The sequence below is a fragment of the Rubrivivax sp. JA1026 genome (genome assembly GCF_011065555.1).
Lineage (GTDB): Bacteria > Pseudomonadota > Gammaproteobacteria > Burkholderiales > Burkholderiaceae_C > Rubrivivax > Rubrivivax benzoatilyticus.
Map to the genome: position 1 here is coordinate 18,618 of NZ_JAALCQ010000013.1, position 13,129 is coordinate 31,746.

The following is a 13,129-nucleotide window of genomic DNA, read 5'->3' on the forward strand; positions in this document are numbered from 1 at the left end:
ATGAAGAACTGGAAGACGACGCTGGCCGTCGGCGCCGTCGCGCTCGCCGCGGCCGGCCAGGCCCTGGCGCAGGCCGCGCCGCAGCCGGTGACGGTCTACTCGTCGCGCATCGAGCAGCTGCTCAAGCCGACGCTGGACCGCTACACGCAGGAGACCGGCGTGCGCATCAACCTGCTGACCGACCGCGGCGGCTCGCTCACCGAGCGCCTGGCCGCCGAAGGCGCCAGCTCGCCGGCCGACGTGCTGATCACCGTCGACATGGGCAACCTGTGGAACGCCGCCGAACGCGGCCTGCTGCGCAAGCTGCAGTCGCCGACGCTGGACGCCAACGTGCCGGCCAGCTTCCGCGACCCCGGCAGCCGCTGGTGGGGGCTGTCGCAGCGCGAACGCACGATCTTCTACGCCGCCGGCAAGGTGCAGCCGGCGCAGCTGTCGACCTACGAGGACCTGGCGCTGCCGAAGTGGAAGGGCAAGCTCTGCCTGCGCACCGGCAAGCAGACCTACACCCAGTCGTTGGTGGCGATGATGATCGCCAAGCACGGCGAGGCCCGCGCCGAGGAGATCGCGCGCGGCTGGGTCGCCAACCTCGCGACCGACGTCTTCACCAACGACAACAGCCTGCTGAAGGCGATCGAGGCCGGGCAGTGCGAGGTCGGCATCGCCAACACCTACTACTACGGCCGCATCCTGGCGCGCGAGCCCGAGTTCAACGCCAAGGTCAAGCTGTTCTGGGCCAACCAGGGCGCAGGCGAGGGCGGGGCGCACGTCAACCTGTCCGGCGGCGGCGTGACCACGCACGCGCGCAACCCCGAGGGCGGGCGCAAGCTGCTCGAGTGGCTGTCCTCGCAGGGCGTGCAGCGCGACTACACGCACGGCACCTTCGAGAGCCCGATCAACCCGAAGGCCGAGGCCGACCCGATCGTGCAGGCCTGGGGCACGTTCAAGGCGAGCCCGCTGAACGCAGCCGACATCGGCTCGCGCCAGGCCGCGGCGATCCGCCTGCTCGACCGCGTTGGCTACCGCTGAACGCGGCCTGAACCCGCCGGCCTTCGCGCCGGCGGCGCACCGCACGCGGCATCTGCCCTGGCGCGGCGCGCTCGCCGCGCTGCCGATCGCGCTGCTGACGCTGCTGCCGCTGGGCGCGGTGCTGGTGCTGGCGCTCGCGCCGCAGGCCGACACCTGGGCCCATCTGTGGCAGCACGTGCTGCCGCGCGTGCTGGCCAACACCGCGCTGCTGATGGCGCTGGTGGCCGTCGGCGTGCTCGCCGTCGGCGTGCCGCTGGCCTGGCTGACGGCGATGTGCGAGTTCCCCGGCCGGCGCGTTTTCGCCTGGGCGCTGGTGCTGCCGCTGGCCTTCCCGGCCTACGTGCTGGCCTTCGTGCAGATGGGCCTGTTCGAGTACGCCGGCCCGGTGCAGACGGCGCTGCGCGAGCTCTTCGGCAGCAGCCGCTGGTTCCCCGAGATCCGCGGCAGCTTCTGGGGGCTGACGCTGGTGCTGGTGCTGGCCTTCTACCCCTACGTCTACCTGCTGGCGCGCGGCGCCTTCCTGACCCAGGGCCGGCGTGCGCTGGAGGCGGCGCAGACGCTGGGCTGCTCGCCGGCCGGCGCGCTGTGGCGCGTGGCGCTGCCGATGGCGCGGCCCTGGATCGGCGCCGGCCTGGCGCTGGTGCTGATGGAGACGCTGGCCGACTTCGGCGCCGTCGCGGTGTTCAACGTCGACACCTTCACGACCGCGCTCTACAAGGCCTGGTTCGACCTGCACGACCTGGGTGCGGCGGCGCAACTGGCCTCGCTGCTGGTGCTCGTCGTGCTGGTGCTGGTCGCCGCCGAGCAGCGCTCGCGGCAGGCGCAGCGTTTCGACGCCGCGGCCGGCGGCGATGCGCGGCGCGCGCTCGGGCCGCGCGCGCGCTGGCTGGCCACCGCGTTCTGCGCGGCGGTGCTCGGTGCGGCCTTCGTCGTGCCGATGCTGCAGATCGTCGCCTGGTCGCTGCAAGTCTGGCGCGAGGACCTGGACGCGCGCTACTGGGGCTTCGCCTGGAACACGCTGCGCCTGGCCGGCGCCACCGCGCTGGCCGTCACGGTGCTGGCGCTGCTGCTGTCGTGGATCCGCCGCCGCCATGCCGACGCCGCCACCGCCTGGCTGGTGCGGCTGGCGGTCGTCGGCTACGCCTTCCCCGGCGTGGTGCTGGCGGTCGGCGTGTTCGTGCCGATCGCCTGGCTCGACGAGCAGCTGCTGGCGCTGCTGAAACCCTTCGGCGTCGAGCCGCTGGCGCTGCTCAAGGGCAGCCTGGCGACGATGCTGCTGGCGCTGGCGGCGCGTTTCATGGCCGTGGGCTTCCACGCCACCGACAGCGCGATGCAGCGCGTCAGCCGCCACCAGGAGGAGGCCTGCGCCTCGCTGGGCCAGACGCCTTGGCAGACGCTGCGCCGGCTGCACCTGCCGCTGCTGCGCGGCGGCCTGCTCGCGGCCTTCCTGATGGTGCTGGTCGACGTCATGAAGGAGATGCCGATCACGCTGATGACGCGCAGCTTCGGCTGGGACACGCTGGCCGTGCGCGTGTTCCAGCTGACCTCCGAGTCGATGTGGCAGCAGGCGGCGCTGCCGGCGCTGGCCATCGTGCTCGTCGGCCTGCTGCCGGTGGCGCTGCTGGTCATGCAGACCGAACGCCGGCCCTCGTCCCGAACCCCGTCCTGAGTCGCTCACGATGCTCGAAGTCGAACACCTCACCCTGGGTTATGGCGCGACGGACGTCGTGCAGCGGGCCTCGCTGGCCCTGGCGCGCGGCGAGATCGGCTGCCTGCTGGGGCCCTCGGGCTGCGGCAAGACGACGCTGCTGCGCGCCATCGCCGGCTTCGAGGCGCCGCGTGCCGGCCGCATCCTGCTCGACGGGCGCGTCGTCGCGACGGCCGAACGCCAGCTGCCGGCGCGTGAACGCGGCGTCGGCATGGTCTTCCAGGAGCACGCGCTGTTCCCGCATCTGGACGTCGAGGGCAACGTCGCCTTCGGGCTGCGCGGGCTGGCGGCCGCCGAGCGCCGCGCGCGCGTTGCCGAGATGCTGGCGCTGGTCGGCCTGGACGGGATGCGGCAGCGCTGGCCGCACGAGCTGTCCGGCGGCCAGCAGCAGCGTGTCGCGATCGCCCGCGCGCTGGCGCCGCGGCCGGCGCTGCTGCTGCTCGACGAGCCGTTCTCCAGCCTGGACACCGGGCTGCGCGAGTCGATCGCGCGCGAGCTGCGCAGCATCCTGCGCCAGGCCGGCGCCACCGCGCTGATGGTCACGCACGACCAGCCCGAGGCCTTCGCGATGGCCGATCGCATCGGCGTCATGGCCGGCGGCCGGCTGTGCCAGTGGGCCGACGCCTTCGAGCTGTACCGGCGTCCGGCGACGCCCGAGGTCGCGGCGCTGGTCGGCAGCGGCGTGCTGCTGCCGGCGCGGCGTGTCGCCGAGGGCTGGCAGACCGTGCTGGGCCGGCACGACGCGGCGACGCCGGCCTTCGGCGACGGAGACGGCACCCGCGTGCTGCTGCGCCCGCAGGCGCTGCGCCTGGTCGACGACGGCGGGGTGCCGGCGACGGTGGCCGTGCGCATGTTCCGCGGCAGCCACTTCGAGTACGAGCTCGTGCTCGCCGACACGACGCGGGTGCTGGTGCACGGCGACACCGGGCGCGCGCACGAGGTCGGCACCGTCGTCGGCCTCGTGCCGGCGGGCTGATCAGGTCTCTTCGTCGGCCTCGATGACGAGGCGCAGGCGCTCGGCGCCGCCGCATTCGACGAAGGCCTGCAGCCGCAGCTCGCGCCCGACCGGCACGCTGCGGCGGAAGCGGAAGTCCAGGCCGTCGTAGCGGCCCGCGGGGTCGGTGGCGATGCGCCGCGACCACTGCAGCTCGCCGTCGGCGAGCACACGCAGCGCGTGCCAGGGCTCGTGCGCGTCGGCGCGCGGACGCACGCTCATCGCCACCGAGATCTCGAAGCGGCGTTCGCGGCGCGCGTCGGCGGGCACGACGAGCAGCGCGTCGGCGCGGTCGCCCGCGTCCAGGTGCCAGCGTTCGGGGCGGGCGGGATCGGCGGGGCGGGCGGTGCTGCTCAAGGCGGTGACGTGTCGGAGGCGGCGAGGGCCGCGAGCGTAGCGCAGCCCGCGCCGGCGGCGCATGGCCGTGCCCGGCGCGCGCTTATGCTCGCGGCCGTGATGAACACGATCCCGATGAACCGCCGCCGTGCCGCGGCGCGGCCGTCGCGGCACGCAGCATGGGCGCGATGAACGATCGCCGCCGTGCCGGCTCCGGCGGCCTGGTCTATTCCACCGAGGGCGGGCGCATGTGCCCGGCCTGCCGCCGGCCGCTGGCCGAGTGCGCCTGTGCTGCGCCGAAGGCGGCGCCGGCCGGTGACGGCATCGTGCGCGTCGGGCGCGAGACCGCCGGCCGTGGCGGCAAGGGTGTCACCGTCGTGCGCGGGCTGGCGCTCGACGAGGCCGCGCTGGCCGCCCTGGCCAAACGCCTGAAGGCGCACTGCGGCAGCGGCGGCACGGCCAAGGACGGCGTCATCGAGATCCAGGGCGAGCACCGCGACAAGGTGCTGGCCTTCCTACAGCAGCAGGGCTGGACGGTGCGGCGCAGCGGCGGCTGAGCCGGCGCGGTCAGCCCGCCCGGGAGCGAGCCGACGCGACAAGACGCCAGCCACGGCATGGCGCCGTGGCCGGACGGGGCAGGCGTCGACGCCGGCTCAGGTCGCCGGGGTGGTGATGCCCAGGCAGTTGTTGCAACGGCCCAGCCCGCGCAGGCGCGGGTCGGGCTTGCCGTCGCCCGTCTTGAAGTTGGCGTGGCACTTGATGCACACGTACATCTTCGAGCTGGACATCATCGGCTTGACGCCGGGTTCGGCATTGGGACGGGCGGCGGTGTACTCGGCCTGGGTCTGGCGGAGTTTCGGGCCGGGCGGGGTGGTCGGGGTCGACGGAGGTGCTGCGGAACGGCGGGTGGCCATGGCGCTATGTAGGAGGCTGCGAGAGCCTTTCGTATCGCGAACCCCTTATTGTCCCTTGAAATGAGGTCGTCTCGCTGCTTGATCCGTGTCGCCTCGACCGATCAGGGGGGATGCCATACTTCAGGCCCTCAGGTCACGACTGATGCCGCAGCTGCCTCCCGACTTTCCCGGTCGTTTCGAACTCGCCGACGAGGTCCACGCGCGCCCCCCCGAGCCGCTGGAGCTGCCGTCGAGAGCGACCTATGTCGCGGTGATGGTCGACCCGACCGACCGCGAGAGCGAGCGCGCCCACATCGTGCGCCTGTTCGAGGCCTTCGGCGCCGAGCCGCCGGACGCCTCGCTGACGCAGTTCAGCGCCTCGATCGGGCCGCTGCGCATCAAGTGGGAGCGCCATGGCGAGTTCTCCGGCTACGTCTTCCTGCTGCCCGGGCTGAGCCCGGCGCCGTTCTCCGAGCCGGCGACGACGCGGCTGCCTGCCGGCTGGCTGGAGGCCATTCCCGGCCAGACCATCGTCGCCGCGCACGCCAAGCTCGTCGGTGGCGCCGAGCCGGTGCCCGACCCGCAGGCGCTTGCCGACCACTTCGGCGGCAACATCGTCGTCGGCTCGTCGATCGGCGAGGGCGCGGGCTACGCCTTCACCGACTTCAAGATCCACGCCGACGGCTGCGCGCGTTTCGTGCTGATGGACCGCGGCCTGACGCCGCGCCAGGCCGGCCGCATGCTGCAGCGCCTGCTCGAGATCGAGGCCTACCGCATGCTCGCGCTGCTGGCGCTGCCGATGGCGCGCGAGCAGCTGCCGCGCATCGTGCAGATCGAACGTTCGCTCGAGACGCTGACCGGCGAGATCGCCCGTGAAGGCGCCGACGAGGAGCGCTTGCTGCAGGAGCTGACGCGCACCGCCGCCGAGATCGAGCACGAGCTCACCGCGACCCAGTACCGCTTCGGCGCCACGCGTGCCTACGCCGAGCTGGTGCGCACCCGCATCGCCGAGCTGCGCGAGGTGCGCATCCCCGGCACGCAGACCATCGAGGAGTTCATGGCGCGGCGCTTCACGCCGGCCGTGGCCACCTGCAACACCGTCTCGCAGCGCCTGCACGAGCTGGCCGACCGCGTCGCCCAGGCCAGCGGCCTGCTGGCCACGCGCGTGGGCATCGTGCGCGAGAAGCAGAACCAGGCGCTGCTGGCGTCGATGAACCGGCGCGCGCAGCTGCAGCTGCGGCTGCAGAAGGCCGTCGAAGGGCTGTCGATGGCGGCCATCGTCTACTACGCCGCCGGCCTCGTCGGCTACGTCGTCAAGGGCGGCAAGGCCGCCGGGCTGCCGCTGGACCCCGAGCTGATCGTCGGCCTGTCGATCCCGCTGCTGGCCGGCGTCGCCTACCTCGTGCTGCGGCGCGCCCGCCGCCACCTCGCCACCAGCGAGCGTGATTCCTGAAGATCCCCGACCCTCCTGAAAGCCCGTTTCCTCATGAAGTTGACGTATCCCTTCTCGGCCATCGTCGGCCAGGACGAGATGAAGCTCGCCATCCTCATCGCCGCGGTGGACCCGAGCGTGGGCGGGGTGCTGGTCTTCGGCGACCGCGGCACCGGCAAGTCGACCGCCGTGCGTGCGCTGGCGGCGCTGCTGCCCAAGATGAAGGCCGTCGTCGGCTGCCCCTACAACCGTGACCCGGCGCTCGAACCCGCCGGCGCGCCCAAGCCCAAGACCCACCTCGTGCCGGTGCCGGTCGTCGACCTGCCGCTGGGCGCCACCGAAGACCGCGTCGTCGGCGCGCTCGACCTCGAACGTGCGCTGTCGCAAGGCGTCAAGGCCTTCGAGCCCGGCCTGCTGGCGCGTGCCAACCGCGGCTTCCTGTACATCGACGAAGTCAACCTGCTCGAAGACCACCTCGTCGACCTGCTGATCGACGTCGCCGCCTCGGGCGAGAACGTCGTCGAACGCGAAGGCCTGTCGGTGCGCCACCCCGCGCGCTTCGTGCTCGTCGGCTCGGGCAACCCGGAAGAAGGCGAGCTGCGGCCGCAGCTGCTCGACCGTTTCGGCCTGTCGGTCGAGGTCAAGACGCCGACCGACATCCCGGTGCGCATCGAGATCGTGCGCCGCCGCGACGCCTTCGAGCGCGACCCCGAGGGCTTCACCGAGAAGTGGAAGGCCGAGGACGACAAGATCCGCCGCCGCATCCTGGCCGCACGCAAGCGCCTGGAAGACGTGCAGGTGCCCGACGCCGCGCTGGAGCGCGCCGCCCAGCTGTGCATGAAGCTCGGCACCGACGGCCTGCGCGGCGAGCTGACGCTGATGCGCGCCGCGCGCGCGCTGGCCGCGATCGACGGCGACAAGGCCGTCGGCGACAGCCAGCTCAAGCGCATCGCCGCGCCGGCGCTGCGCCACCGCCTGCGCCGCAACGTGCTCGACGACGCCGGTTCCACGGTGCGCGTGGACCGCGCAGTGCAGGAACTGTTCGCCTGATGTCCTCCAAGGCCTGGGAAGACGCCACGCTGGCGGCGGCGGTGTTCGCCGTCGACCCGGCGGGCATCGGCGGCGTGCACGTGCGCTCGCCGGCCGGCCCGGTGCGCGACCGCTGGCTGGCGGCGCTGACGCGCGCGCTGCCGACGCCGCCGCGGCGCATGCCGGTGGGCATCGCCGACGACCGCCTGCTCGGCGGCCTGGACTTGGCCGGCACGCTGCAGGCCGGGCGTCCGGTCGCGCAGCGTGGCCTGCTCGCCGACGCCGACGGCGGCGTCGTGCTCGCGGTGATGGCCGAGCGCCTGCCGCCGGGCACCGCGGCGAAGATGGCCGCGGTCATCGACCGCCACGAGGTCGTCGTCGAACGCGACGGCGTCGCGCTGTCGCACCCGACCCGGTTCGGTGTCGTCGCCTTCGACGAAGGCGGCCCCGACGACGACCCGGTGCCGGTCGCGCTGACCGACCGCCTGGGGCTCAAGCTCGACTTCACGCAGATCCCGCCGCGCGAGGCGCCCGAGATCGACTTCGGCGACGTCGCCGACGCGCGCGCGCTGCTGCCGCGTGTGCGCTGCGGCGACGAGGCGCTGCAGGCGCTGGTGCAGGCCGCCGTCGCGCTGGGCATCGCCTCGCTGCGCGCACCGCTGCACGCCTTGCGCGTGGCCTGCGCGCACGCCGCGCTGAACGGCCGCGACACGGTCGAGGCCGAGGATGCCGCGGCCGCCGCACGCCTGGTGTTCGCGCCGCGCGCGACGCAGCTGCCGGCGCCGCCCGAGCAGGAACAGGAAGCCCCGCCCGAGGAGCCGCCTCCGCCGCCGGATCAGCAGGACCCGAACCAGGACCCGCCGCCGCCGGACAACGAGCAGCAGGCCGAGGAGCTGAAGGGCCCGATGGAAGACCAGGTGCTCGACGCCGTGCTCGCGTCGCTGCCGCCGGCGCTGCTGGCGCAGATGCAGGCCGACTACGCGTCGCGCGAACGCGCGCGTTCGTCGGGCAAGTCGGGTGCGCTGCACAAGGGCGGCCACCGCGGCCGGCCGTCGGGCATCCGCCGCGGCGAACCCAAGGCCGGCCAGCGCCTGAACCTGATCGCGACGCTGCGTGCCGCCGCGCCCTGGCAACGGGTGCGCGGCGCCATCAAGCCGCGGGTGCAGGTGCGGCCCGACGACTTCCACGTCACGCACTACCGCCAGCGGCGCGAGACGACGACGATCTTCGTCGTCGACGCCTCGGGCTCGTCGGCGCTGAACCGCATGGCCGAGGCCAAGGGCGCGGTCGAGCTGCTGCTGGCCGACTGCTACGTGCGCCGCGACAAGGTGGCGGTGATCGCCTTCCGCGGCAAGGCCGCCGAGCTGCTGCTGCCGCCGACGCGTTCGCTGGTGCGCGCCAAGCGCAGCCTGGCCGGCCTGCCCGGCGGCGGCGGCACGCCACTGGCGGCGGCCGTCGACGCCGCCGGCGCGCTGGCCGAGTCGATCCGCCGCCGCGGCGACACGCCGCTGGTGGTCTTCCTGACCGACGGCCGCGCCAATGTCGCGCTCGACGGCACCGGCGGCCGGCCCAAGGCCGAGGCCGATGCGCTGGACGCCGCCAAGCGCATGCTGGCCAGCGGCGCGGCGACGATGCTGATCGACACCTCGCCGCAGCCGGCGGCGCAGGCGCGCAAGATCGCCGGTGCGATGCAGGCGACCTACATGCCGCTGCCTTACGCCGGCGCGCAGACCCTGTCGCAGGTGGTGCGCGCCCGCGCCGGTGGCTGAAGACCGCCGCTTCGTCAACGCCGCCGGCCTGCGCTGGCACGTCGAACGTTCCGGGCGCGGCCCGGGCACGATGCTGCTGCTGCACGGCACCGGCGCGTCGGCGCACAGCATGGCGGCGCTGGGCGAACGACTGGCCTGGCGCTGGCGCCTCGTCGCGCCCGACCTGCCGGGCCACGGCGAGACCAGCCGGCCGACGCCCGAGCAGCTGACGCTGCCCGGCATGGCCGCCGCCGTCGGCGCGCTGCTGGCCGAGATGAAGATCGCGCCCGACGTCGTCGTCGGCCACTCGGCCGGCGCCGCGGTCGCGGTGCGCATGGTGCTCGACGGGCTGGTGAAGCCCTCGGTCGTCGTGTCGATCAACGGCGCCTTCCTGCCGTTCGGCGGCCGCGCGGCGGCGCTGCTGTCGCCGCTGGCGCGGCTCTTGTACGCGCAGCGCTGGGTCTCGCACCTGTTCGCGCGCCGCGCCGAGGATCCGGCGGTCGTGCGCCGATTGATCGAAGGCACCGGCTCGCGCCTCGACCAGGACGGGCTGGACGCCTACCGGGCGCTGATGACACGCCCCGGCCACGCCGAGGCGGCGCTGGGCATGATGGCCCACTGGGACCTGAGCACGATGGAGCAGGACCTGCGGCGTTTTCCGGTGCCGCTGTGGCTGGTCACCGGGCTGCGCGACCGCGCGGTGCGGCCGTCGCAGGCGCGGCGCGTGGCGGCGCTGTGCCCGCGGGCGCTGGTCCTGCCGCTGCCCGGCGTCGGCCATCTCGCGCACGAGGAAGCCCCCGACGCCGTCGCGCGCCTGCTCGGGACGCTGCCGGCGCCGGCGGTATAACGCCGCGGTCCGTCCGCAAGGAGTACCCGATGCACCAGACCCTGGAGGCGCTGCTGCGAGCCGGCGCCGAAGACGCCGTCGCGCTGGCCGCGCCCGGCCGCGCGCCGCTGAACTACCGCGGCCTGCGCGCGCAGATCGCCGGCACCGTCTCGACGCTGAACACGCTGGGTGTCGGCCGCGGCGACCGCGTCGCCATCGTGCTCGCCAACGGCCCCGAGATGGCGAACTGCTTCGTCGCCTGCGCCAGCGGCGTCGCCAGCGCGCCGCTGAACCCGGCCTACCGCGCCGAGGAGTTCGAGTTCTACCTCTCGGACCTGCGCGCCAAGGCGCTGATCGTCGAACGCGGCAGCGCCTCGCCGGCGGTGGCGGTCGCCGAACGCCTGGGCGTGCGTGTGCTCGACCTCGTCGTCGCCGACGGCGCGCCGGCCGGCAGCTTCACGCTGGTGCCGCGCGATGGCAGCGCCGCCAGCACGCCGGCGGCCGACGGCGGCCCGGCCCAGCCCGGCGACGTCTCGATGGTGCTGCACACCTCGGGCACGACCTCGCGGCCGAAGATCGTGCCGCTGTCGCAGGCCAACCTGGCTGCGTCGGCGCAGCACATCCGCGACACGCTGCAGCTGACGCCGGCCGACGGCGGCCTGAACGTGATGCCGCTGTTCCACATCCACGGCCTGATCGCCGGCGTGCTGGCGCCGCTGGCCGCGGGCTCGCGCATCTTCTGCACGCCGGGTTTCGACGCGCTGAAGTTCTTCGGCTGGATGGACGAGGCCGCGCCCACCTGGTACACGGCGGTGCCGACGATGCACCAGGCGATCCTGGGCCGCGCGCGGCGCAACGCCGAGGTCATCGCGCGGCATCCGCTGCGTTTCCTGCGTTCGTCGTCGTCGTCGATGCCGCCGCAGGTGATCCGCGAACTCGAAGAGGTGTTCGGCGCGCCGCTGATCGAGGCCTACGGCATGACCGAGGCCACGCACCAGATGGCCTGCAACCCGCTGCCGCCGGCCGTGCGCAAGCCCGGCAGCGTCGGCCCGGCGGCGGGGCCCGAGATCGCGATCATGGACGAGCACGGCGCGCTGCTGCCGCGCGGCGCCGTCGGCGAGATCGTCATCCGCGGCCCCAACGTCACCGCCGGCTACGAGTCCAACCCCAAGGCCAACGCCGAGGCGTTCACGAACGGCTGGTTCCGCACCGGCGACCAGGGCACGCTGGACGCCGACGGCTACGTCACGATCACCGGCCGCCTGAAGGAGATCATCAACCGCGGCGGCGAGAAGATCAGCCCGCGCGAGATCGACGAGATCCTGATGGACCACCCGGCCGTCGCCCAGGTCGTCTGCTTCGGCATGCCGCACCCCAAGCTCGGCGAGGAGGTCGCCGCCGCCGTCGTGCCGCGTGAAGGCCAGCAGCCGAGCGAACGCGAACTGCAGGACTTCGTCGCCGCGCGTGTCGCCGACTTCAAGGTGCCCAGGCGCATCCTGTTCATGGCCGAGATCCCCAAGGGCGCGACCGGCAAGCTGCAGCGCATCGGCATGGCCGCCAAGCTGGGGCTGGGCGGATGAGGATCACGATCGTCGGCGCCGGCGCGATCGGCGGTTATCTCGGCGCGCGGCTGTCGGCCGCCGGCGAGCAGGTCAGCTTCATCGCGCGTGGCCGCAACCTGGAGGCGATCCGCGCGCGCGGCTTCCGCCTGATCCTCGAAGACGGCAGCGAGCTGGCGGCGCCCGAAGCCCGGGCCTTCGAGCGCATGGACGAGGCCGGGCCGCAGGACGTCGTCATCCTCGCCGTCAAGGCGCACCAGGTCGCCGACCTGCTGCCCGGGCTGCCGGCGCTGCTGGCGCCGCACACCAGCGTCGTCACGATGATCAACGGCGTGCCCTGGTGGTACTTCCACCAGCTCGCCGGCCCCTACGAAGGGCGGCAGCTGCAGAGCGTGGACCCGGGCGGGCGCATCGCCGCGGCGATCGCGCCGGAGCGCGTCATCGGCGGCATCGTCTACCCGGCGGCCGAGCTCGTCGAGCCGGGGCTGGTGCGTGTCGTCGAAGGCAACCGCTTCACGATCGGCGAGCCCGACGGAAGCCGCAGCGAGCGGGCCGAGGCGCTGTCGCAGGCACTGATGAAGGCCGGCTTCAAGGCGCCGGTGGCGCGCGACATCCGCGCCGAGCTCTGGGTCAAGCTCTGGGGCAACCTGTGCTTCAACCCGATCAGCGCGCTGACGCAGGCGACGCTCGAGGACATCACGCGCTTCGGCCCGACACGCGCGCTGGCCGCCGCGGCGATGGCCGAGGCCCAGGCGGTGGCCGAGGCGCTGGGCGTGCGATTCCGCATCACGCTGGAGCAGCGCCTGGCCGGTGCCGAGGCGGTGGGCGCGCACAAGACCTCGATGCTGCAGGACGTCGAACACGGCCGCGCGCTGGAGCTGGAGGCGCTGGTCGGCGCGGTGGCCGAACTCGGCCGCATCGTCGGCCGGCCGACGCCGACGGTGGATGCGCTGTACGCGCTGGCCTCGCTGCTGGCGCGCACGCTGGCCGCGCAGAACGGGCGGCTGGCGCTGCAGCCGGCCTGAGGCGGCGCCAAGAAAAACCCCGCCGGGCGGCGGGGTTCAACGCGAGACCGGAGCGTGCGTTCAGCGCACGACCAGCACCGGCAGCGTGCTGTGCGTCAGCACCTTCTGCGTCTCGCTGCCGAGCAGCAGCGCGCTGACGCCGCGGCGGCCGTGCGAGGCCATGACGATCAGGTCGCATTCCTGGTTCTTGGCGTGGTCGATGATCGCCTCCCAGGGATGCAGGGCCTCGACGGTGTGGCCGCTGCAGGCCACGCCGACAGCGCTGGCGGCTTCGATGACGGCCTTCACGCGCGACGACGCGATGCGTTCCTGCGCGTCGTAGAACTCCTGCGGCGGCACCGGCTGCATCTCGGAGATCGCGCTGTACGGGAAGGGCTCCTTGACGCCGATGACGAACATTTCGGCGCCGGCGAGCCGGGCCAGTTCCAGAGCCGTCTGGACCGCCTTGGCCGTGATCTCGGAGCCGTCGGTGGGGACCAGGATGCGCTTGTACATGGAGACTCCTTTGGGTTCGATGTTTCGAGTGTTCTGCAGGGCCGGGGTTCCTGCAAGC

Annotated in this window: 13 protein-coding genes; 10 read left to right on the forward strand and 3 right to left on the reverse strand. The window is 73.5% G+C overall.

Features of this window, described 5'->3' with window-relative positions; translation table 11 throughout:
* Genes G5B56_RS18810 through G5B56_RS18820 form a run of 3 tightly spaced genes read left to right on the forward strand, consistent with a single transcriptional unit; the run spans window position 1 to window position 3,710 of the window.
* A complete protein-coding gene (locus G5B56_RS18810) occupies window positions 1-1,026 on the forward strand; it encodes a Fe(3+) ABC transporter substrate-binding protein (RefSeq protein ID WP_009855341.1) in 1,026 nt (341 codons plus the stop codon).
* The gene (locus G5B56_RS18815; protein WP_206023555.1) at window positions 1,013-2,695 is read left to right on the forward strand and encodes an iron ABC transporter permease; all 1,683 of its coding nucleotides are present in this window, start codon (window positions 1,013-1,015) and stop codon (window positions 2,693-2,695) included. The genes G5B56_RS18810 and G5B56_RS18815 overlap by 14 nt, the downstream gene beginning before the upstream one ends.
* 10 nt (window positions 2,696-2,705) lie before the next feature.
* On the forward strand, window positions 2,706-3,710 hold the full coding sequence (locus G5B56_RS18820; RefSeq protein ID WP_164964228.1) for an ABC transporter ATP-binding protein: 1,005 nt from the start codon (window positions 2,706-2,708) through the stop codon (window positions 3,708-3,710).
* On the opposite strand, the gene G5B56_RS18825 is transcribed toward G5B56_RS18820, so the two are convergent.
* On the reverse strand, window positions 3,711-4,085 hold the full coding sequence (locus G5B56_RS18825; RefSeq protein WP_009855344.1) for a hypothetical protein: 375 nt from the start codon (window positions 4,083-4,085) through the stop codon (window positions 3,711-3,713).
* Window positions 4,086-4,252: 167 nt separating this feature from the next.
* Here G5B56_RS18825 and G5B56_RS18830 point away from each other — a divergent pair, with 167 nt between their 5' ends.
* Window positions 4,253-4,621 carry a translation initiation factor Sui1 gene (locus tag G5B56_RS18830; protein ID WP_164964229.1) on the forward strand — a complete coding sequence of 123 codons (369 nt, stop codon included), beginning with the start codon at window positions 4,253-4,255 and terminating at the stop codon, window positions 4,619-4,621.
* Between the two features lie 96 nt (window positions 4,622-4,717).
* On the opposite strand, the gene G5B56_RS18835 is transcribed toward G5B56_RS18830, so the two are convergent.
* Window positions 4,718-4,978 (reverse strand): hypothetical protein, encoded by a 261-nt coding sequence (locus tag G5B56_RS18835; protein WP_138938741.1) that lies wholly within the window; start codon window positions 4,976-4,978, stop codon window positions 4,718-4,720.
* Window positions 4,979-5,120: 142 nt separating this feature from the next.
* Between G5B56_RS18835 and G5B56_RS18840 the strand changes: the two genes are divergently transcribed.
* Genes G5B56_RS18840 through G5B56_RS18865 form a run of 6 tightly spaced genes read left to right on the forward strand, consistent with a single transcriptional unit; the run spans window position 5,121 to window position 12,576 of the window.
* Complete coding sequence (locus G5B56_RS18840; RefSeq protein WP_009855347.1) at window positions 5,121-6,410, forward strand: DUF3422 family protein; 1,290 nt, start codon at window positions 5,121-5,123, stop codon at window positions 6,408-6,410.
* A gap of 33 nt (window positions 6,411-6,443) precedes the next feature.
* A complete protein-coding gene (gene bchI, locus G5B56_RS18845; protein WP_009855348.1) occupies window positions 6,444-7,439 on the forward strand; it encodes a magnesium chelatase ATPase subunit I in 996 nt (331 codons plus the stop codon).
* A complete protein-coding gene (locus tag G5B56_RS18850; protein WP_164964230.1) occupies window positions 7,439-9,187 on the forward strand; it encodes a magnesium chelatase subunit D in 1,749 nt (582 codons plus the stop codon). Before bchI ends, G5B56_RS18850 begins: the two co-directional genes overlap by 1 nt.
* Window positions 9,180-10,013, forward strand: a complete 834-nt coding sequence (bchO, locus tag G5B56_RS18855; RefSeq protein ID WP_164964231.1) for an alpha/beta fold hydrolase BchO — start codon at window positions 9,180-9,182, stop codon at window positions 10,011-10,013. The genes G5B56_RS18850 and bchO overlap by 8 nt, the downstream gene beginning before the upstream one ends.
* Before the next feature lie 29 nt (window positions 10,014-10,042).
* Entirely contained in the window at window positions 10,043-11,572 is a 1,530-nt protein-coding gene (locus tag G5B56_RS18860; RefSeq protein WP_164964232.1) for an acyl--CoA ligase, read from the forward strand.
* Window positions 11,569-12,576, forward strand: a complete 1,008-nt coding sequence (locus G5B56_RS18865) for a 2-dehydropantoate 2-reductase (protein WP_164964233.1) — start codon at window positions 11,569-11,571, stop codon at window positions 12,574-12,576. The genes G5B56_RS18860 and G5B56_RS18865 overlap by 4 nt, the downstream gene beginning before the upstream one ends.
* Window positions 12,577-12,636: 60 nt before the next feature.
* Here the strand turns inward: G5B56_RS18865 and G5B56_RS18870 are convergent, their stop codons facing one another.
* Entirely contained in the window at window positions 12,637-13,071 is a 435-nt protein-coding gene (locus G5B56_RS18870; RefSeq protein ID WP_009855353.1) for a universal stress protein, read from the reverse strand.
* Window positions 13,072-13,129 lie beyond the last annotated feature (58 nt).